At 55.8% G+C, this 19,138-nt stretch carries 22 protein-coding genes; 1 reads left to right on the top strand and 21 read right to left on the bottom strand.

Translation table 11 applies throughout. From position 1 onward, the window contains the following. Nucleotides 1-7 precede the first annotated feature (7 nt). Nucleotides 8-343, bottom strand: a complete 336-nt coding sequence (locus FHS19_RS31640) for a hypothetical protein (RefSeq protein WP_183586959.1) — start codon at nucleotides 341-343, stop codon at nucleotides 8-10. A 197-nt stretch (nucleotides 344-540) separates the two neighbouring features. Here FHS19_RS31640 and FHS19_RS31635 point away from each other — a divergent pair, with 197 nt between their 5' ends. Continuing rightward, entirely contained in the window at nucleotides 541-1,173 is a 633-nt protein-coding gene (locus FHS19_RS31635; RefSeq protein ID WP_183586957.1) for a DUF1796 family putative cysteine peptidase, read from the top strand. A 143-nt stretch (nucleotides 1,174-1,316) separates the two neighbouring features. On the opposite strand, the gene FHS19_RS31630 is transcribed toward FHS19_RS31635, so the two are convergent. The 20 genes from FHS19_RS31630 to FHS19_RS31535 form a co-directional block, all read right to left on the bottom strand. After that, nucleotides 1,317-1,493, bottom strand: coding sequence for a hypothetical protein (locus FHS19_RS31630; protein ID WP_246426925.1), 177 nt, complete (start codon nucleotides 1,491-1,493; stop codon nucleotides 1,317-1,319). A 29-nt stretch (nucleotides 1,494-1,522) separates the two neighbouring features. Further along, nucleotides 1,523-2,740, bottom strand: coding sequence for a glycosyltransferase family 4 protein (locus FHS19_RS31625; protein WP_183586953.1), 1,218 nt, complete (start codon nucleotides 2,738-2,740; stop codon nucleotides 1,523-1,525). A 261-nt stretch (nucleotides 2,741-3,001) separates the two neighbouring features. After that, nucleotides 3,002-3,715, bottom strand: coding sequence for a glycosyltransferase family 2 protein (locus FHS19_RS31620; RefSeq protein ID WP_183586951.1), 714 nt, complete (start codon nucleotides 3,713-3,715; stop codon nucleotides 3,002-3,004). After that, nucleotides 3,712-4,641: an NAD-dependent epimerase/dehydratase family protein gene (locus FHS19_RS31615; protein WP_183586949.1), complete on the bottom strand. Its 930-nt coding sequence runs from the start codon at nucleotides 4,639-4,641 to the stop codon at nucleotides 3,712-3,714. Before FHS19_RS31615 ends, FHS19_RS31620 begins: the two co-directional genes overlap by 4 nt. Continuing rightward, the gene (locus FHS19_RS31610) at nucleotides 4,602-5,450 is read right to left on the bottom strand and encodes a dTDP-4-dehydrorhamnose reductase family protein (protein ID WP_183586947.1); all 849 of its coding nucleotides are present in this window, start codon (nucleotides 5,448-5,450) and stop codon (nucleotides 4,602-4,604) included. Before FHS19_RS31610 ends, FHS19_RS31615 begins: the two co-directional genes overlap by 40 nt. After that, on the bottom strand, nucleotides 5,450-6,433 hold the full coding sequence (locus FHS19_RS31605; RefSeq protein ID WP_183586945.1) for a polysaccharide biosynthesis protein: 984 nt from the start codon (nucleotides 6,431-6,433) through the stop codon (nucleotides 5,450-5,452). Before FHS19_RS31605 ends, FHS19_RS31610 begins: the two co-directional genes overlap by 1 nt. Next, nucleotides 6,426-7,517, bottom strand: a complete 1,092-nt coding sequence (gene wecB / locus FHS19_RS31600; protein ID WP_183586943.1) for a non-hydrolyzing UDP-N-acetylglucosamine 2-epimerase — start codon at nucleotides 7,515-7,517, stop codon at nucleotides 6,426-6,428. The genes FHS19_RS31605 and wecB overlap by 8 nt, the downstream gene beginning before the upstream one ends. A 16-nt stretch (nucleotides 7,518-7,533) precedes the next feature. Continuing rightward, complete coding sequence (locus FHS19_RS31595) at nucleotides 7,534-8,985, bottom strand: glycosyltransferase family 4 protein (RefSeq protein ID WP_183586941.1); 1,452 nt, start codon at nucleotides 8,983-8,985, stop codon at nucleotides 7,534-7,536. Between the two features lie 145 nt (nucleotides 8,986-9,130). Continuing rightward, nucleotides 9,131-10,270, bottom strand: coding sequence for a glycosyltransferase family protein (locus FHS19_RS31590; protein ID WP_183586939.1), 1,140 nt, complete (start codon nucleotides 10,268-10,270; stop codon nucleotides 9,131-9,133). Between the two features lie 32 nt (nucleotides 10,271-10,302). Beyond that, nucleotides 10,303-11,388 (bottom strand): CgeB family protein, encoded by a 1,086-nt coding sequence (locus FHS19_RS31585; RefSeq protein ID WP_376772011.1) that lies wholly within the window; start codon nucleotides 11,386-11,388, stop codon nucleotides 10,303-10,305. Nucleotides 11,389-11,571: 183 nt separating this feature from the next. Beyond that, entirely contained in the window at nucleotides 11,572-11,898 is a 327-nt protein-coding gene (locus FHS19_RS31580) for a hypothetical protein (protein WP_183586935.1), read from the bottom strand. Between the two features lie 3 nt (nucleotides 11,899-11,901). Continuing rightward, nucleotides 11,902-12,201: a hypothetical protein gene (locus tag FHS19_RS31575; RefSeq protein ID WP_183586933.1), complete on the bottom strand. Its 300-nt coding sequence runs from the start codon at nucleotides 12,199-12,201 to the stop codon at nucleotides 11,902-11,904. Further along, nucleotides 12,198-12,548, bottom strand: a complete 351-nt coding sequence (locus FHS19_RS31570; protein WP_183586931.1) for an alpha-helical endospore appendage domain-containing protein — start codon at nucleotides 12,546-12,548, stop codon at nucleotides 12,198-12,200. The genes FHS19_RS31575 and FHS19_RS31570 overlap by 4 nt, the downstream gene beginning before the upstream one ends. Before the next feature lie 30 nt (nucleotides 12,549-12,578). Then, nucleotides 12,579-12,866, bottom strand: a complete 288-nt coding sequence (locus tag FHS19_RS31565; RefSeq protein WP_076174121.1) for a nucleoside-diphosphate sugar epimerase — start codon at nucleotides 12,864-12,866, stop codon at nucleotides 12,579-12,581. A 150-nt stretch (nucleotides 12,867-13,016) separates the two neighbouring features. Next, nucleotides 13,017-14,396 (bottom strand): glycosyltransferase family 2 protein, encoded by a 1,380-nt coding sequence (locus FHS19_RS31560; protein WP_183586928.1) that lies wholly within the window; start codon nucleotides 14,394-14,396, stop codon nucleotides 13,017-13,019. A 49-nt stretch (nucleotides 14,397-14,445) separates the two neighbouring features. Beyond that, entirely contained in the window at nucleotides 14,446-15,534 is a 1,089-nt protein-coding gene (locus FHS19_RS31555) for a GT-D fold domain-containing protein (protein WP_246426924.1), read from the bottom strand. Further along, nucleotides 15,531-16,262 (bottom strand): sugar phosphate nucleotidyltransferase, encoded by a 732-nt coding sequence (locus FHS19_RS31550; RefSeq protein ID WP_183586926.1) that lies wholly within the window; start codon nucleotides 16,260-16,262, stop codon nucleotides 15,531-15,533. The genes FHS19_RS31555 and FHS19_RS31550 overlap by 4 nt, the downstream gene beginning before the upstream one ends. Then, nucleotides 16,259-17,047: a glycosyltransferase family 2 protein gene (locus FHS19_RS31545; protein ID WP_246426923.1), complete on the bottom strand. Its 789-nt coding sequence runs from the start codon at nucleotides 17,045-17,047 to the stop codon at nucleotides 16,259-16,261. The genes FHS19_RS31550 and FHS19_RS31545 overlap by 4 nt, the downstream gene beginning before the upstream one ends. After that, nucleotides 17,044-18,159 carry a glycosyltransferase family A protein gene (locus tag FHS19_RS31540; protein WP_246426922.1) on the bottom strand — a complete coding sequence of 372 codons (1,116 nt, stop codon included), beginning with the start codon at nucleotides 18,157-18,159 and terminating at the stop codon, nucleotides 17,044-17,046. The genes FHS19_RS31545 and FHS19_RS31540 overlap by 4 nt, the downstream gene beginning before the upstream one ends. 5 nt (nucleotides 18,160-18,164) lie before the next feature. Further along, nucleotides 18,165-18,914: a glycosyltransferase family 2 protein gene (locus FHS19_RS31535; protein WP_312887391.1), complete on the bottom strand. Its 750-nt coding sequence runs from the start codon at nucleotides 18,912-18,914 to the stop codon at nucleotides 18,165-18,167. Between the last annotated feature and the right edge of the window lie 224 nt (nucleotides 18,915-19,138).

Raw genomic sequence — 19,138 nt, 5'->3', positions numbered from 1 at the left:
CCCCCTCTCAGCTGAAACGGTCCGCATCATTTTGTGTGTATACTGCGATCAGGTTACCGCGATCCTTCATCATGAATACGGCCGCCGTATAATCCGCCACGTTGATGTTGGTCACAAGCACAAGCTCAAACGGGGTATAATTCGTCATGATGCCGTGCACCGGGACGATCTGACCCGGATCGGCATGGATCAGGCTTACATAAAACAGACCGTCGCTCCGGTATCCTTGAACGAGCATATCAAATGGTTCCCATCCATGATTCGTAATTTCCAGATCAACGGTTTGAATATACCTGCAGTCGATTGGCCCAGATTCGGTCGACCCCAAACGCAGTATGGACATGACCATTCCTCCAGAGTAGATGTCTTTATATCAGACTATGGCTATCCACGGACAAATGTACGGGCGGATGGAAGGGGCGGCGAACTTATTTGTTCTTTCAGCTTACACAGACATCCAAGCAAGCTGGCTTGAATTGCATCTAATAATATGTAGTCGCATTCATATGTTTGAAGAAAACATAGAAAGGAGTGTCCCGCATGAAATTGGCCGACATTCAAGGAACTTACGAAGCCATCTTCAGCCTTGGCGATCTGTGTCTCGTTTCGATCCAATTGGAAAAATACAACCTGCGCCCTTATGCCGGGCCGCTGGATTGGATGTCTTCCTACAATTTGTCCGATGTAAACCGACTGCTTGCCAATCGGTTTGCCCGGTTTATGGACCGGAATAATCTGGTCGTGGAGAAACAGCTCAGCGATGCCCTTTACCTCGTCATGGAGACGGAATACAATCTCGGGTCCAACCACGATTTTTTTACGCATGCCAACACCCCCGATAACCTGGCGGCTTACCCGTCCGTCAAGGCTAAATACGATCGGCGGGTCGAACGTTTTCTGAACAAATGCGCGACCAGCCGTAAAACGCTGTTTATCCGGACCGAGGGGACTTTCGAGCAGGCGGAGGAACTGCGTAATATTTTGTCGGGATTGGTCGCTCATGAGTTCAGCATTCTGCTGATCAACCATACCGATACGGTCGAAGGCATCGTAGAAACCGAATGCCCGGTCGACCGGGTATGTTCCCTGCTGATGCCCAAAGCGGGTTACTGGAAAGGAAACGATCCGCTGTGGACCGATCTGCTCAGCAACATCCATCTCGACGAATCTTGAAGCAGATAACCCCAGGGAGCTGCACCTATATTTCTCAAAAAAGAAACCCTCTCTGCATAAATGGGGCTCTAAGCCGCCATTTATATCAGAGGGGGTTCTTTATACATAAGCAAAAGACCGAACAGACACCCTGCCCGCTGCATTCAGAAAGGTTTATCGAGAAGCAGCACTGCGGCATCGGGCAGTTTATAGTCCTTGGGCAGATTGGCAAAGATTTGGTTCCAGACCGCATAATCCACCTTCACATCGATATGCGTCGCCTGAACCGTAAAAATCCGGTTGTACAAATCGCCGATGACTTGATACGGTTCTCCGGACAAGCTCATCCTCTCCTTTCACCAATAACGCATCAATGATTCATGACATGGGTGTACAGATTCAGCAGACGGTCGATCATCAGATCCAAGGACCAATGTCCCGCCGCCCAAGCGGCTGCGTTCCTGCCTAACTGCAGCCGAAACTCATCATTGCGAAGGAGCAGCTCCAGATGCTGAGCCAGCGTCACGGGATCCCTGACCGGAGAGACCAGTCCCGTTACACCGTGTTCCACCATCTCGGGCAGCCCGCCCGCATTCGATACGCATGCCGGAAGTCCGGCGTGCTGCGCTTCCATGACCGAAAACGGCTGGTTATCCTGAATGCAGGAGTGCACGAATATATCCGACTGCATCAGGAGGGCCGGAATATCGTGACGAACGCCGAGAAAATGCACCAGGCCCTGCAAGGCGAGTCCATTGGCCTGCCGCTCCAGCTCTTCTCGCTTCTCCCCGTCGCCGACGATCCAGCATTCCCAGTCATTGCGCATGTATTTGAGCATGCCCAGAGCCGAAATCAACACATCGACGCCTTTGACGAAGGACAACCGTGCCGGAAAAATGATCATCTTCTTGCCCGGCGGCCGATGCATGGTTGTTCCCGCCTGGGCTTTGTACCAAAAATCCGCCGTATCCAGGCCATACTGGAAAACGGTAATCCGATGTTCCGGTATCCCGAAATCGTGCATCAGCTCGTTCTTCTGCCACTGCGTTGACGTGATGGTGACGTCTCCTGCCGTTGCACCGTAATACTCGATGGTTTTGCAGTAGCGCCATGCCGGTGAATTCTCCCCGATGCCCAGGTGCGGATGCAGGCGGAAATGACTATGCAGTTCTCCCGATACGGAGCCATGCACTTGGGCAACCAAAGGCACGTGAGCCGGTTTGACCCGGCTGAGTGCCCGGCCGGTAAATATATCCTGGGTATGAATGATGTCGTACTGGTTCAAACCCATGTACGCGGCTGACAGTTCCATCATATAGCGGTTTTCTTCGTAATAGCGGATCAGCGGGTGACTATGCATTTGCGGAGCATAAGGAGCGGCCAGCTTCGCGTCCAGAAAGGGGCGAAGCTTCTCTTTCGATATGACCCGGCCCCGGTTATGGATGCAAAAACCCGCCTCGTCGATGGTTGTGCCCATCAAATCCACCTGATGCCCTATCGCCTCCAAGCGCTGCTGGATTTGAGTCATATACTTCCATACGCCGCCGACATGGGGGATCCCCCAGAAGGTAGCAAGCAGTATCTTCATATATCGCTCCTTTCATGGAATTCGGTCTTTGGCCGGATTCCTGCAGACGGTAACGTTCAGACAATATACTATATTGAGAATAACACGGCACGGACCCGACTCTTGGCCCACTCATGCCAGGTAAATTCCGAGGAAAATGCACATGGTAAACCCGTATGGATGGATCACAATGAAAAAGGCCCCGAAACGTGATTTTCGGGGCTGAGGGGAAAGCTGTCGTAGGCGGATAAATCGGGATCTGCAGCCGCCTACGTATAAATCTCAATCCATCGCCGCTACGATCGGAGCGAGCGCCGTTCTTACGCTGGCCTGGGTTGCGGCATATTCATGCTGGATCGCCTCCCGGTGCCGGATGGTGCCCATCCCTTCATGCATCCGGTAGGCGACCAGCGGCTCATCCAAGTAGGGCATCGGGAACCCGGCTTGGATCGCTCTGGCCCAAAATTCCAGGTCATGGGTATAAGGCAGCCTTTCGTCGAACAGCCCAATGTAAGCAAACAACTGTTTTCTCATCATCACCGTGCATCCGTTCACCGGGTTCGCATTCAGAAAGCACCGGTAGAAATCGACCATCCGTTCAAAGGATACTCCCGCCCGATACTGGGTGACCATGCTGTATTGGTTAATATAGTTAAAGTTCGTATGGGAAATCCATGCGTTGTGCTGCTGCATAAACAACACCTGGTTATTGATTTTGTCGGGATAAAAGATGTCGTCTGAGCTCAGCCAAGCGATGTACTCCCCGGAAGCGCTCCGAATGCCGTGATTCAAGGCGCTAGCGGTCCCGCCGTTCGCTTTGCCGAGGTAATGGATATAAGGCATAAAGGGTGTCAGACGCTCGACAAACTGCGTAGACCCGTCGTCTACGACAATGATTTCGATCGGGCTGTAGGACTGCGATAGTGCACTCTGCACGGCTTGATTGACGTAAGTGTCGTTGTAGAACGGAATAATGATCGTCACCAAAGGTCTCACGACGAACCTCCTTCCTGACTCCGATAATATAGAAGAATATCCTGCAGGGACGTTCGCAGCGATATAGCGGGCTGCCAATCGGCAAGCTGCAGACCGGGAGGCTCCTGTGATCCTGCCTTCGACCAGTCGTCGCTGTCTCCCCAATCGATAGGCGGTTTGCTGCCCGAAATCTCTATGAATAGATCGGCGATCTCGCCCAGGCTAACGTACCGCCCTGACCGGATGGGATAAATCTCCCCGGGATTTCCATGCTCGAGCAGATACCCGTAAGCTTTAACCGCATCCCTTACGTCCAGAAAGTCCCTTTGCGCCGAACGGGACGAGACTTGAAACGCCTGGGCCGCCTTCCCCTGCTCCCAGGCCGCGATATAGCGGCCGAGCAAAGCGCAAAAACCGGTGGACGGTCCGGGACCGATCAAATTGGCCGGTTCGGCGATCATGACCGACTGTTTATACAGGAGACCCCAGGATACGGCCGCCGTCTGCTGCAGACTTTTGCTCAGTCCGTAAGGATGCGTCGGACGAAACGGAGGTGCCAGCGGAAATACCGTCATTGATCCGGCAACCAATATCCGGCAGGAAGGAAATGGCCGAAGGGCGTTCAGCAGGTACAGTGTGAAAAGCAGATTGGTCTCCATATAGGTCAGCGGATCTTGCCAGGATTCGGGGACGGAGTTTTTCCCGCCCAGATGGAGGACGTAGTCCGGAGAAACGGCGTGGACAAGTTCCTCCACGCGCGCTCTGTCCCGGAGGTCGCAGCGGTAATATTTAACCCCGTCGACGTGATCGGCTGGTTTGACCTGACGTACGATGGCAGCCACCTGCATTCCCAGCCCGGCGAAATACCGGCAGGCGTGGCTGCCGGTAAATCCCGTGGCTCCGGTAATCAGGATGACTCGCTTTCGGACGTCGCTGAGCGCATCCATAGCTCCAACTCCTTCAGCATGTCACTGTAATGAGGAACTGGATAGCTCCAATCATCACGGGTGGAGACCAGCGTCCGGTCCTGAACGGGTACGTCTGATCCAACGACGTCGATGTGCTGAAGGTTCCAGATCTCCTTGAACAGCAGCAGCAGATCATGCTTGCTGATGGGCACCGGATGCGCCAAGTGAATGAGTCCGGATACAGAAGAGGCCAAAAGCGAATCGACCGCTTTGGCCAGCTCCAGCGTGGTGACGCCGTTCCACAGTACGTTGCGGTATCCGGATACAGTTCCGCGTTGGCTCATGAACCAGTGCATCAGTCCGATCCCGTTAGGACGGATTTCCGGACCGATAATGGACGTGCGGATGGTCAAATGACCCGGCGCGCGAACCTCACCGAGCGCCTTCGTCACGGCGTAGACGCTCGTTCCGTCCGTCTCGTCGTTTTCCCGGTACCGGCCGCGGGTCCCCTCAAATACGCAGTCGGTGCTGATGTGGATCAGTCTGGCGCCGGCGGCATCGGCGGACCGGCGCAGACGGTGCGGCAGAAAGCCGTTGATGTGATAGGCATTGATTTTGTCCGCATCGGCAAATTGGTTGAGGACGCCGATCGCGTTGATGATCACATCGGGTCTGACGATGTCGACCAGCTTCTCCATTGTGCTGATATCCGCCGCATCCAGAACCAGCCCCCCCGGATCCCGGGGGTCCCTTGTCGTATAAAACACTTGATGCGCTGCCTGTTCTTTGAAATACTTGACCAGCACATGCCCGGCCATTCCGTTAGCTCCCAGTATTAAAAGTTTCATTACAGGAACCCTCCGCGCTGCAGGATTTCACGGATCTCCTCTTTGCTCATCAGATGGTAATTCGAGCTGAAGCTGCTGAACGAAACGGGCCGGCAGTGGTTATATCTCTCCTTCAGCTCGGGCATATTCAGAGTCGGCAGAATCACCAGATACTCCTCGTCATAGACGACCGTCGTCAGGCTCTCATAATCGCTCATCAGGATTTCGTGAATTTTCTCTCCGGGTCGGATGCCTGTCTCAACGATTTTGACATCTTCCCGTCCCGATGCTTCAATGAGCACTTCCGCCAAATCGACGATGCTGCAGGCCGGCATCGTCATGACAAAGATCTCCCCGCCGATGCTTTCCTCGGATGCTTTGAACAGCAGGGTGATTGCGTCGCGGAGCGTCAGGAAGAAGCGCGTCATGGCCATATCGGTGATGGAGACCTGGCCTTTGTTCCGGATTTGGTCCTTGAACACGTGCACCACGCTGCCGTTGGTTCCCAGCACGTTGCCGCCGCGGACCGTTACGAAACGGGTGTCCGTGTGCAGGAGATTGGCATAGACGATCAGCTTTTCGCCGATCGCTTTGGTCATTCCGTAAAAGTTCGAAGGATTGGCGGCTTTATCGGTTGAAATATAAATGACCTTTTTCACCTTGTTTTCAATCGCCGCTTCAATGACATTCTGGGTGCCGATGACATTCGTCTTCAGCGCCTCATACGGCTGGTCTTCACATACAGGTACATGCTTAAGGGCCGCCAGATGAAACACGTAATCGATGTTTTGGCATGCGGCGGTCAACGCTTCCTTATCCCGGATGTCTCCGATCCGGAAATGCAGCCGGTCGTTCTCGAACTCCCGGCTCATCGCCACTTGGGAAGACTCATTCCGGGAGTATACCACCACTTCCTTCGGACCCAGCGGCAGCAGCTGGGCAATCAACTCATACCCCCATGAACCGGTGCCGCCGGTCACCAAAATACGCTGATTTTCAAACATGCACTTTCCCTCCAAGCAGAAATTTGACAACCTTATCCGATACATCTTCCGCCAAATATCCTTGCGGACACTGCCACTTCGTGTTCAGCTCCAGCATCAGGGCCGCTGAATCGGCAATCCGCTTCGCATTGACGCCGGATACGATATTGCTCCCGCAATCCACCGTTTCCGGCCGCTCCGTCGTTTGCCTCATCGTGACAGTCGGTACCTGCATCATGCAGCACTCCTCCTGCACGGTTCCGCTGTCCGTTAATGCACAGCAAGCAGATCGTTCCAATTGGACAAAGTCGAAAAATCCAAAGGGTTCATGAAATTCCACCAGAGGGTTCATGGAAAATCCGGAGTGCTCGGCAATCCGCGATGCGGTCCGGGGATGAATGCTGCAGATAATACGACGGCCGTGATTTTCAGCGATCAGGTTCAACCCCTGCATAATCTGCTCCAGATGCTCTGGCCGGTCCACATTCTCCGCACGGTGCGCGGTGACAAGAAAATACTCCTTCGGCGCAAGACCCAGGGTTTCCAGGATGCTGCTGCCCCGAGTCTGGGCTTCGTAATGCTTCATGACTTCATAAATGGGATTGCCCGTAAGAACGATGCGGTTGCTCGGAAAACCCTCGGCAATTAAGTGCTTTTTACTCTGCTCGGTATACGGCATATTAATAGAAGAAATGGCATCAATGATACGCCGGTTCTTCTCCTCCGGAACATTCAGGTCGAAGCAGCGGTTTCCTGCCTCCATGTGCACCACGGGATACCCGAGCCGTTCGGCCAGAATCGCGCAGAGGGCGCTGTTGGTGTCCCCGAGAAGCAAAATGGTATCGGGCTTCTCCCGCTCCAGGATATCTTCCATTTGGGAGAACATCGCCGACAGCTGCGTTCCGAGGGAAGCCGCCGAGTCCTGCAGCACGTAATCAGGCTTTCGCAATCCCAGTTGGCTAAAAAAGATCCCGCTCAGCCTTTCTGCAAAATTCTGCCCGGTATGCACCAGCACATGGCGCTCCGCATACCGGTCCAGCTTCGGAAGAATGAGACTGAGACGGATGATTTCGGGCCTTGTACCCAAAATGGTCATAATTCTCATAACTTCCGTCTCCTATCTATCGCTTCGCCTTCTTCCGCCGTTTGGCGGACTTCATTAGTTTCAGCTTGCGAACTGCTTTTACAAGCTTCCGTTTCCGGGGCCTTCTTGCAGCTTTCTTCACCCTTCTCTTTCGGATGATCCTGATGCGGTAGGATGTTCTGCCTCTGGACCGCCGCACCTTACGCCGGGAAGGTGCCGGCTCCTCCGGAGGCTCGATCGGAGGCTGAGCCGGTATCTCGGGTTCCGCAAAGGTCAGCGGGGCGCGGTTTCCGGGCATCAGCCAATGCGGAAAAAATGTGCGCCACTGATTAATGATTTCATCCAGCCTCCGCTGATAGGTCTCAATCCCGTACATCGCCCTTGCCGTCGCTTCATTGTGGAATCCGGTGTTCGCCAGGGCGGCCGGATCGTCGAGCAGACCGGCAACCTTGTCGGCCAGCCCCTGCGAATCTCCGGCGGGTACGGCCAGATGCCCATTGCCTGTACTAACCATCAGCTCACCAAGTCCACCGGATGCAAAAGCAACCACCGGTTTCCCGCACAGCATGCCTTCCAGCGCGGTCATTCCGAAGCCCTCCGACACCATGCTCGGGACAACAAGAATGTCCATCGCGCTGTAAACAGACTGTACCGATTCCACGAAAGGGATAAACTGGAACCTTGATTTATATCCGGAAAATCTGACATCCGTCAAACAGGCATCGTAATAGCGATGATCCGCAGCCCTGCCGACGATCACAAAACGGCATTCGGGTCGTCTGGGGCATAGAGATATCGCCATACGAATAAACTCTTTTAAGCCTTTTTCCGGATGAATGAAAGCGGAAATGTAGCCGATGCATTTATGCTCCTCTTTCAGCCGCAGCCCTTTCCGCTCGCTCTGCCTTACCATCTCGCTGAAGGAATGCAGCCGTTCGCTGTCCGTGGACGGAGGCAGCAGGCTGATCGGACTGCTGATCTTCCCCAGAAACACCCTGGCGGCTGACTCCGAAATCGAGATGATCCAATCGCTGTAAAAGTCAGCAATGTTCAGCACGTCCGTCGTAAACTCGTTCTCCTGAATGACCTCCGTCACTTTCCAGACGACAGGGATTCCGAGTGATTTGGCGGCGATTGCGGGCAGCGCGTTGACGATCGTGTTCGTCAGCACCAAATCCGGTGCGGTCTCTCCGATGAGCCGGACGACGGAGGCGTAATCGGGATGGCTGCGCAGCTCCTCGGCATTCTGCGGCAGCCGGGAGTCCGGGTTATACATGCCATACAACAGGGGGAAGGTCTGAATCATGACCTGAATTCCCTGCTTACGGGCATGATCGGTCAGTTTGCCTTCGCCCGGAGCCACTAAAATGCAGTTGAAATAGGGTGACATAAATCGGCAGAACAGGAGCAGCAGCTTCTCGGCTCCTGTTATGCTTTTGGTATTGCTGACATGTGAGAACAGCATTAATTTGGGTTTTGTCATATCCATGCTTTAGGACCTCTGCAAATTCGTACAGGGGTACGAATCACACCTCCTTTCACCCAGGTAATACAAGATATGAGAGGCGCATATACGCCGGAACCGACACATGGTGCCCGCCATCCGTCCAAAAATGCGTTCAAACGTATAGGGGCTACGGGTAAATGACCGACAGCATCTCGTTCAGGCGCTTGCTGTACGTATGGTCCCTGAACGTTCTTTCCAGCGCGTTCAAAGCGATCTGTCTGCGCTCTTCCTCATGCGCAAGGTAATATTCGATTTTGTCCAGCAGTTCCTCCGGGGAGCTGTACGTTTCGATCTCCACGCCCGGCGTGTAATATTTAGCCAGGTCGCTCCGGCTGTCGCTGATCTGAAGCGTGGCGCAGGCGGAGATTTCAAAGGTACGGGGATTGGGGGAAGCTGCAGGAATTTTGACTGTGTTATTGTTCACGGAATCGTCTTCATGGGAGCGGTGCAGGTTGATGACGATCTTGGAACCGTTATAAGCCTCCGCGGTCTCGGCGGGCCCCATCCATTTATTGAGCTCGATCCGATCCTGATAAGCCGTATACTTTGGCAAACGGTCCCACCAGATCCCGTTGATCACCGTTTTATGCTGCATGAGCCGGTCAATGATCGGGTCAAAAAAAGCGATGCGGTTCCAGTATGCCGAGCCGATAAAGCTGACATCCCGGCGAAGCGGGGATATATTCCGGGACGGACGGTAGTTTTCGGTGTGGGCGGCAAACGGCAAATGATAGACATGCGTGCAGCCCAGCTGCTGGTAATAAGGAATGCAGTTCGATTCCAGCGTAAAAATGTAGTCGTAATGCTTGACGTTCTCCATCGTCATATCGGTATAGTAAGGATCGTCCGTAAGCCAGACGGCGTTCAGGATTCCGAGCTGTCGGACGGTATCCATAATTTCGTTGTTCACGAACATACCGTCCAGAACAAGCACCAGATCGGGAGCGGCCTGCAGCACCGCTTCAACGGTAAGCTGCCCCGGCTCGATAATGATCACTTCGGCGACCATCGTCCGGAGAGTGGATGAGATGGCCTCATCCAGCGGAGAATAGGGGTACCCTTTGCCGGAAGCGATATACAGCACCCGGATTTGACGGAACGGGACAGGTTCCGCCGGCCGGCTGGCAATCACATTCGCACGTCCCCGCAAATAACCTTCATGATATCCGCTCCGGTAGCCGTCCTCACGTCCCCTGGCTCTCGCCTGGGCCGAATCGTAGCTCAGAGTCAGATCGGGAACCCTCTCGGGCCATTTAACCTTCGACATATCGACACTCCCTCGTATGATTTTGTCCGGTGTCAGAACTGTTCCAGAAACGTCCTCATCCGGGAAATAAACGTATGCTCCTGCCGGGTCGTGTATAGCCCGCGGGCCGCCATGATTCTCCGCTCTTCTTCATGCTCCAGATAATAGATGATCTTGTTTTTAAGCTCCTCCGCGGTTGTAAAGGTCTCGATGTCATAGCCCGGTCTGTAATAATTGGTGAGATCTTCACGGATGTCTGTGATCTGCATCGCTCCGCAAGCGCAGATTTCATAGGTTCTCGGGTTGATCGATTTGCCGCTGATCTGGTGGCTGTTGCGGTTGTCCTGTCCCCATTCGTCGGGACGATGGATATTAATGACCACTTTCGATCCGTTGTAATAACGGACCGTCTCCTCCGGCGGAATAAATCCAAGCCTTACCGAACGCTCAAGCAGGTCGTGCCGGGACAAGCGCTCCCAGAACCCGCCGGCAATCAGCACGTTCTTATCCCTCAGAAACGGCGCCAGTTCATCGAAGATGGCGACACGGTTCCAAAAGGCATTGCCTATAAAGCAAATGTCGTACAGATGCTCCGGTCCGCAGCGCGAGGGCTTGAACATGTCAACGTTCACGGCTAGCGGTAAATAGTGGACCCTTCTGACCCCGAGAGCGCTGTAAAACGGCACGCATCCCAGCTCGTGGGTAAACACGACGTCGTACGCGGTGCATGCGGCTGCGGTATCCTCACTAAAATAGGGATCATCGACAAACCAGACGGCCGTCTTGATCCCCATCGCGCGAACCCGCCGGATATCCTCCAAATGATTCTCGGGAAATACATGCAGTCCGTTCAATACGAGGATAAGATCTGGACGTTCCTTTTGAGCAAGCTCCAGCATCTTCGGAGCCTCTACGACGATACATTCTCTGACCAGGCTGCTAAGCGCGGCGGATATTCCCTGATCAATGGCATGAAAGCCCTGCGGAATATAAAACACTTTCATGTCCCGGTAATAAGGCTCCGTAGCGGGTATCCGTTCCATGACAGCCTGACAGACACCAAGGCGCAAGCCGTCCTCGTAGCCCTGCCGGTAACTGGCGCTTGCCGCCGTTTCAGCCACATTATCCACAGTCTTCACCCTGTCTGTCATGAATTGTGAAAGAACAATATAAATATATGCGGAAGAGGCAATTGCATCATGGACGACTGCCTTCGCACGGCTAAATTGGCGGATGCCCTGCCGGAAACGGCAAAAAAGCCTTTCGCCCCATGGCTGTCTCCATGGAGCGAAAGGCCTGACTGTGTCCCATTCCCTCAGGTATTACTTGGATTGATAGGCTAATAAATGACCGTCTTCATAGCCTTTGGCAAAACCCGCATTGAACCCTTCATTGTATGCTTCGTCGAATCCTTGGCTGTACGCCGTGTCCGGACTGGTATGAGGCTCTACGCCTTGAGCCACAGGAACCGGCAGCACCGGCTTCACGACCCGTTTCCGTTTTCTGCGAATGCTTTTGATCCGGTGTTTTCTTTTCTTCTGAAGCAGGCTTTTCCGCCGTTTTTTGGACTTGGTGCCCCGTACTTTACGGGCAAGCAGCAGGCGCTTCCCGGATTTTGACCTCCGAGGACGTTTTTTCTTCGTTATCATCCGTTAATCCTCCTGTAATTCTCGGGTGGCTGCGAAATGGGCGGATATAGATGCGTTTAACCAGGGCGGCGCGGAATTCCCGCTTCGGGGTTGGCACAGGCTGATGCCCGTGAGCATCCGGCACAATGCGTCCTGATGCTGCGTCAGGAGCCGGATATTTTCAAGAAGTGCCCGGGCAGAGAGGTCCGACTCGGAAGAAATGTCGGCGATGCTCCCGAGAATCCGGGCCAACGCCTTTTGGCTGAGCGCGATGGATTGAATCAGCTCCAGCTTCGTTTCCTGCTCACGAAGGAGCAAACTCATTTGCCCATGTCTCCGAGGCCGTAATCACCGCCGCCAAACATGCCTTCCCCGCCACCGCCGCCATACTCTTCTCCTTCTTCCTGTACGAGCAATGCTTTCAGGTTGCTGCACAATCCATTCTCCATCTTCGTTAGCCCCTCCAGCAGTTCCACGATCTGACCGTGAATCTGCAGAGGCTCGCTCAGTTGATTTTCATGGCTTGCAAACGCATCCGAGTTCAAATGATTCAGCGTCCAGTTCCGCATTTTCTCGGCTTCGACCGCTTTGGCTTCCAGAATCATGGCAATGTTCCACTGGATTTTGGAGGCGGCGTCCAGCATATGCAAAAAGGCCTGTTCTCTGCTCATATCCAGCACTCCCTTACGGTTCTCCCGAAGTTATTCCTCTTCATTGCTGCCCATCTCTTTCACCACATGATTTAAAGTTTCCGCCAGCGCTTCCTGCAGGTCAGCAATGCTGCTGAGGTAAGAAATGATGCTCTTGTTGATCTGGCTGGAATTTTCAATCAACCCGCTCACACCGTCAAATTCCGGATGCTCATCGGGCAAATCATGAATAATCTGGGCCATCCGGACCGCCACTTGGCGCTCGGCATCCAGAACCCTGGCCATCTGTTGCTTGGAATGTGACATATGGGTGAGCATTTCATCAATTTTGCTCTGCATTCCGGTCCCTCCCTGGTGTTAGGTCACGCCGTCTGCGAATAGGCGGTCCGCCTGATCCGCATCTGCCTGCTATATCCTATGCCGCCACCCTGAAGACAGTTACGCGAATGGAGGCGTCATCCGTTTTTTTCTTATCATTTTTTGTAATCATCAGAGCACAGGATTGTCAAGATGCGGAGGCGCGATGATCAGATCTCCTTCCGGCACGGAACTCACCAGATCCGTCGCCCATGCCGATTGTTTTCTGTGCTCCATATGCCAGCGGTTCAGGGCGTGGCTCGACGCAAAGGGCCTTAGCGTTCCACGGGACCACTGGTACACGCGTCCGCCGGCGCCTGCCACCAGCAGACCGTCAGCCGCTTCGCCAGGTCCCGCGGACTCGGACTGGGATGCCGCCTCCATCATCGTCCGGATCTGGTCGCTGGGCAGCGGCTGCACGCCGTCCGGAATTTGCCGGATATCCATCATGGACAGCAGCGTGGCTTCAGCCACATCCTGGTCCGTCCCGCCGCTGACAGGATATTTCTGTCCATGTAGCAGAAAATACAGGCGGCCGGCTTGGTCCCGGACAAATACGTGCGACGGGTACAGATCATGCCCGCTTCGTAGACCGGGGAAACGCGCTAGTGCGCCTTCCTTCATGTTCGTCACCCAGGCGTAGGGGTTATCCCACTTGTTGATGTAGTAAGTCTCATTGCGCTGGTTAACCGGTTCAAACTGCTGCCCCAGCTGCTTCATGCTTACGCTTCCGAAATGGTGGATAAAGGAGTCCCCCGCAATGATCAGCTTCCGCCCGGTGAGCCGAAGCCGGATGATCCAGTCCTCGTCCTCATAGTTGCCGATCCGGTACCCTTCATCCAAATAACCGATGCGGTGCAGGACATCCCGGCGAAGCAGCAGGCAGAAGCCGACCAGGCGGTCGGTTTCGCGCCATAATCCTTCGTTCGGGACGTTATGGCGGGCGGCGAATGCCCACATCTCCTCCACGTTCTCATAAGGAACCGGAATTTGCTGCTCTCCGCCGATATAGTTCGTCACGGGCCCCACGGCGCCGATTCGGGGGTCGCTGTTCAGGCAGCGGAGCATATGGCTCAGCCAGCCCGGGGTGACGAGCGTATCATTATTCAGAATGACGACGGTCTCTCCCTTCGCCATCATCATGCCGTAATTGACGCCGCCGGCAAATCCGCGGTTTACTTCCAGTCTGGCATACCGGATGGGCCCGCTCTGCCGCTGCAGGCAGGAGGCCGTATCATCCGTCGATGCATTGTCGATGACGATAATTTCATGCGGCTCCGGCGTATGAGCTTCGATGCTCGCAATGCATTGGATCAGAAATTCGGCTTGATTAAAGGTTGGAATGATGATGCTGGTGCCCTGGAACGGAATAGAAAACGTATCTTTTCCTTTCTGCAGCCCCTCCGTATACCCGCGCTCATAACCCTGGTTGTATCGGCTGCTTCGATGTGATGCCGAACTGGACAGCCAAGCCCGCTGCTGCTCTTCATCGATTCTGATCCGCCTCTTCATTTCGATCCCTCCCGTTTGCATGAATGATGTTCCTGTCGATGGCGCATTCCTACTTCCTCACGTATGGCGTCTCGCCGGACGCCAGCTTGTCGGCCAGATGCCCGAAGTCCAGAGCGACCTTGCCCAATTGGCTGGCGATGCGCTCGCAGATCACGACAGCCGGAATGCCGCTCGCCACCACAGCCAGGTCAAACTCGCATCCGGCCGCCTCGGCCATGACTTTCGGGATGTCGTGGAACCCCCGTACCGGGCTGATCACGCCGGCAATATTCAGAGCAGCCGAGGCCCTGAACACGTCCGCAAGCTCGGAAGCGCGGTCTCCGATCAAGAGCAGCCGTTTTCCAGGGAGCAGCTGCTGCAGCAGTCCATGCTCATGCAGCGCGTAGTTGATTGTAGACGTCGTTAATGTCAGGCTGCGGTAAGATATCCCGTAATGCCGGAGCACGGGAAACAGCAGGCCCTGAAACGTCGGAAGACGGGAATGCGGAATGCCGATGATCCCGGCCGTGCGGAGCGATTCGGCCAGCATGTCGCGGGCCTGCGGATCAGGGAGCGTCATTCCGGCGTTCGTGAGAAAGCGGCCCTTTTGCCGCACTTCCTCCAGCGGGAGCACGGTATCATGGGCCAGGGCCAGCAGTTCTCCGTCTCCCAGGCGGACGACCGATAACGGCTGGCCGTAGGCCAAGGCATGCTCCATCCGCCCGTAGACCTCCTCGGGACGCAGCAAAAGCAGCCACTGCTCCCGGTATACCTGCAGCCCGGCAGCGATGACCTCCTTGGCGCCGATCTCGGGCAGCACCGTATACGGCGGAAGATGGGAGGCGACCGTCTCTTCTACTCCCTCTGCGTATCCGGCACGGTAGGCCTCCTCCAGGCCTGCTTGGATATTGACCTCAGGCTCCGGACGGGCTGCTTCCCTTATGTCTTCCGCTGGAAGATGAAGCAAATCCGCAGCGGGGACGACAACAGCCGGCCGTTTCGGGTGCGCGCTGCCGTAACGCTGCTTGGTATTCCTGCCCCTTCTTCCGGGTGGAGCCTGGCGCCTGCGGGGAGCAAGGCGACGCTTGGTCCCCTTGAAACGAAGAGCCCTCTTCCAAGAAGGAATGAAGGCTCTCTTGCGGATTGGAGGGCGGCTCATGGGAGAATTCCCTTCATTTTCTTGCCGGCCTCCTGCAGGGATTCAAACGTGCCCGCGTCGCTCCACCATTGCTGAAGGATATCGTATTCCAGCCGCCCGTCGGCGGCATAGACGTTGTTGACGTCGGTAATTTCAAGTTCCCCCCGGTCCGATGGACGAATCCCGGAAATAATATCGAACACGGCGGTATCATACATATACAAGCCTGTGACACAGTATGAAGACTTAGGTCTTGCCGGCTTTTCCTCAATCAGGCTGATAAGTTCGGGATGCGCCCGGTCAAACACCGGAACGCCGTATCTCCGGGCATCCTGTACCTGCTTCAGGAGCACCCGGGCCGTGCCGGCGGGCTGCTGCATGAATTTGTCTACATACGGGCCCAAGTCGTCCAAAAACAGATTGTCTCCAAGCAGAACGACAAATTTTTCATCCCTGACAATAAAGCCTCTTGCCTGGTCCAGCGCTTCGGCGATTCCTCCCGCAGACTCCTGAATCCGATAGGTCAGCTGCACCCCAAAATCCTGTCCGCTTCCCAAAAAATCCGTATACAGGCCTGCGGACTGTTTACCCATGACAATGAGAATTTCCGTGATGCCTGCCTGGCGCAGCCTGTCGATGCCATAGACGATCATCGGATACTTTCCGACAGGAAGCAAATGCTTGTTGATCAGCCGGGTCAGCGGATACAATCGGGTACCTGTCCCGCCGGCCAAGATTATACCTCTCACTGCACCTCTCCTCCTTCAGATATGCTGCCTGCTTTTTCAATAAACTGGCGGGGATCGATATGCCACTTCTCCATAAACAAGCGATGGTTCCGGTCAATCAGCTGTTGAATCTGGTCGGATGCTGACCGCTTAAAGCTGGCGCTGCCCTGATGGTACACAAGCGCGTCCCCGCATACCAGCAAACGGTACCCGGCCAGCCGGGCTCTGTAGCAGTAATCGTCATCCTCGTAGTGCCCTGGCGAGAACGCTTCGTCCAGAAATCCGATCCTGCTCAGCACATCCCGCTTCATGAGCAGGCACATGCCGATAATCCGGCTGACCTCCACCCAACGGGAAGGGTCTGACTGATTGTTCCGGGCAGCTTCCTGCTGGAATTCCTCCATATTTCGAAAAGCGACCTCCACCTTCTGCCTGCCCGAGGCCGCATTCGTTACAGGACCGACCAGACCGACATCCTCCCTGCTGTGAAGAGCCGCAAGCATATTGGTCAGCCAGTTGGCCGTCACCATGACATCGTTGTTGAGCAAGAGCAGATCGTCCCCTCCGGCTGCGGCCAGCCCCAAGTTGCACGCGATGGGAAATCCCCGGTTCTCCGGGAGGGAGATAAACGGGATCCCTTCCTTGATGCAGTACCGGTCGGTACCGTCCGTCGAGGCGTTGTCGACGACGATGATTTCGTAGGGGGTATGGGTGTATTGGCGGATCGCCCCGACACAGGATGCCAGCAGCGGCAGGCCGTTATAAGTGGGAATGATGATGCTCGTCATACGCGTGTCCATGCTCATCGTGCATTCCTCCGCAAGGCGACTTCCACGCGGGAGCCGGCCGATGATGGAGGCGTCCAGCCGGTACCGAGCAGCGCATGGAGCGCTTCCGCATGGTCCCCGATAATCAGGTCGGCCACCGCATTGCCGGCACCCGTGTTGCCCGGGCGCTTCCGGTTTGCGGTGATCACGTCTACCGGCTTCACCAGAGCGAAGCGGTAGCCCTTTGCCAGCGCTAATGCCTGGGCCTTGGGGGGAACCATCAGCTGTCCGATGCCGATATCCGCGATCAGATGCCCAGCCAGCGCATGGGGCACGGCCGTGAGCGAATTCGCCCCGAGCTCCGGATGGCCAAGCACCGTATTCAAAAAGCTCTTGCACCGGGTTACTTCGTCCTGCTGCGCAAACAGCGGCAGGTACGGATTCAGATCATTCAACGCGGCATCCACGCCTTCATCCACCTTATATATAAAAGGGGCCAGCTCCTCGGCAGAGATGGCAACGTCCCCGTCCGTAAACAGCACGGTGTCCGCCGAAGTCATGGCGGCCCCCACGCTGCGCCCCACGTCATGTCCGAGCCGATCCGGAAAATGGAGCAGGCTCGCGATCCGGTGCTTGCGTGCAACCGGATAGCTCTGGTCCCGGCAGCCGTTCAATACGACGATAACTTCGCGAAGCGGCAGCCGTTCCAACTGCTGAAGCACCTTGCCCAGCGTGTCCTCCTCATTGCTGGCACATACGACCGCTGCGGCCGATCCAGCCAGAGGCAGCGGAATGCGGTTATCCTTCCGGCCGCTGCCTTGGGCATAACCGCTGGTGTAGCTCCTGGACAGCCGGAGCATCGCCTGGATATCCGGGCGCTTCTTCACATGAGCCGCGCACCAGTCGGCAAACGTCCGCTGTAGCTGCGATTCATGGAGGAGCACCTCGGCTTCCTCCGGCATGGCACAAGCCCCGGCGAGCAGCCCTGCCTGACGGGCGGCTTCCAGCAAGGGACCTTCCTCCGCCCGGTTCACAGGCATCATGGCCGCGCTGCCCCGTACCGAGATGGCGTAGCCTCGCTGCCGGGCCCTCCGTCCGCCCCGTTTCCTGCGTGCCGGAGCCAACATGCTTTTTCTTGATCTTTTTCTCATCAAGCTCACCTTCTCACCCGCTTTCGGTCCCGTCCCAGGTCGCTTCGGCCGCCTCTTGGATCGGTTTCGGACAAATACCAATTCACCGCCTGGATATGATCCATGAGTACGACCTGCTGCAGGGGATCTATCCCGTCCACTTTGGCCCTCCGCCGGTTCAACCGCCCAACCGGGACCTCATGAACCGCTTCGACCCTGAGCCCGGCGGCGACCGCTTTCGCCAGGGCCAGGGGAGGGACCGACAGGCATTCCGTTCCGAGCAGATCGACGGAGCGGCGGCTTAACGCATGCGGCACGGCGGTCAGAGAAGCTCCCTGCAGATCGGCGCGGCGCAGCAGCGTGTTCAAGGCATGCTTGGCTTGAACGACCGGATGCGCCTGCCGCAGCCGGACCGGGCCGTTATAACGGTTCAAGGCGACATCTACTCCGCCGAGGACCGCCAAGGCGAAGGGGCGAAGCTGAAGGGCCTCGATCGGCATATCTCCGTCCAGGTACAGCATGACCTGGCCCCGGGCTGCTTGCGTCCCCAAGCTTCTTCCCACATCATGTCCCAGCGGCTGCTCATACCTCAGCACACGGGCCCCCGCAGACTCGGCCGCCTCTGCCGTCCGGTCGCGGCAGCCGTTGGCCACGACGATCACCTCGCAAGAAGGATGCACCCGCAGAGCCTTCCGGACTACGGAGGCAATCGTCTTCTGCTCATTCATCGCAGGGATAATCACCGATACGGCAGGGACAGCGTCGGAACGTGGCACCCGCCTTGCCTGCAATTTGGTGTTGATTCGCGTCTTAGACCCCGCTGCCGTCTTTGCTGCGTGCCGGTACCTTCGGGGCATGGTTCGATAGGACCGCCTGTAGGTTATCCGCCTTTTCCTCCGCCGCTGCATTCGGCACATCCCTCCCTGTCATATCGGCTCGTATCTCATCACATCCTATGCCGGCTATGATGCAGGTGAAGCGGCTTTTGTGCATGTATTTG

The organism is Paenibacillus rhizosphaerae (genome assembly GCF_014192015.1).
Taxonomy (GTDB): Bacteria; Bacillota; Bacilli; order Paenibacillales; family Paenibacillaceae; genus Paenibacillus_AQ; species Paenibacillus_AQ rhizosphaerae.
This window is presented reverse-complemented; position numbering and strand designations above follow the sequence as displayed.

Bases quoted from the DNA above. Each gene is read 5' to 3' on its own strand.
- FHS19_RS31610 (WP_183586947.1), bottom strand. From the start codon at position 5,450: ATGAAACTTTTAATACTGGGAGCTAACGGAATGGCCGGGCATGTGCTG.
- FHS19_RS31545 (WP_246426923.1), bottom strand. From the start codon at position 17,047: ATGAGCATGGACACGCGTATGACGAGCATCATCATTCCCACTTATAAC.
- FHS19_RS31575 (WP_183586933.1), bottom strand. From the start codon at position 12,201: ATGAGTTTGCTCCTTCGTGAGCAGGAAACGAAGCTGGAGCTGATTCAA.
- FHS19_RS31635 (WP_183586957.1), top strand. From the start codon at position 541: ATGAAATTGGCCGACATTCAAGGAACTTACGAAGCCATCTTCAGCCTT.
- FHS19_RS31615 (WP_183586949.1), bottom strand. From the start codon at position 4,641: ATGGATGCGCTCAGCGACGTCCGAAAGCGAGTCATCCTGATTACCGGA.
- FHS19_RS31595 (WP_183586941.1), bottom strand. From the start codon at position 8,985: ATGGATATGACAAAACCCAAATTAATGCTGTTCTCACATGTCAGCAAT.
- FHS19_RS31580 (WP_183586935.1), bottom strand. From the start codon at position 11,898: ATGATAACGAAGAAAAAACGTCCTCGGAGGTCAAAATCCGGGAAGCGC.
- wecB (WP_183586943.1), bottom strand. From the start codon at position 7,517: ATGAGAATTATGACCATTTTGGGTACAAGGCCCGAAATCATCCGTCTC.
- FHS19_RS31570 (WP_183586931.1), bottom strand. From the start codon at position 12,548: ATGAGCAGAGAACAGGCCTTTTTGCATATGCTGGACGCCGCCTCCAAA.
- FHS19_RS31555 (WP_246426924.1), bottom strand. From the start codon at position 15,534: ATGAGCCGCCCTCCAATCCGCAAGAGAGCCTTCATTCCTTCTTGGAAG.
- FHS19_RS31565 (WP_076174121.1), bottom strand. From the start codon at position 12,866: ATGCAGAGCAAAATTGATGAAATGCTCACCCATATGTCACATTCCAAG.
- FHS19_RS31605 (WP_183586945.1), bottom strand. From the start codon at position 6,433: ATGTTTGAAAATCAGCGTATTTTGGTGACCGGCGGCACCGGTTCATGG.
- FHS19_RS31560 (WP_183586928.1), bottom strand. From the start codon at position 14,396: ATGAAGAGGCGGATCAGAATCGATGAAGAGCAGCAGCGGGCTTGGCTG.
- FHS19_RS31590 (WP_183586939.1), bottom strand. From the start codon at position 10,270: ATGTCGAAGGTTAAATGGCCCGAGAGGGTTCCCGATCTGACTCTGAGC.
- FHS19_RS31625 (WP_183586953.1), bottom strand. From the start codon at position 2,740: ATGAAGATACTGCTTGCTACCTTCTGGGGGATCCCCCATGTCGGCGGC.
- FHS19_RS31640 (WP_183586959.1), bottom strand. From the start codon at position 343: ATGTCCATACTGCGTTTGGGGTCGACCGAATCTGGGCCAATCGACTGC.
- FHS19_RS31540 (WP_246426922.1), bottom strand. From the start codon at position 18,159: ATGAGAAAAAGATCAAGAAAAAGCATGTTGGCTCCGGCACGCAGGAAA.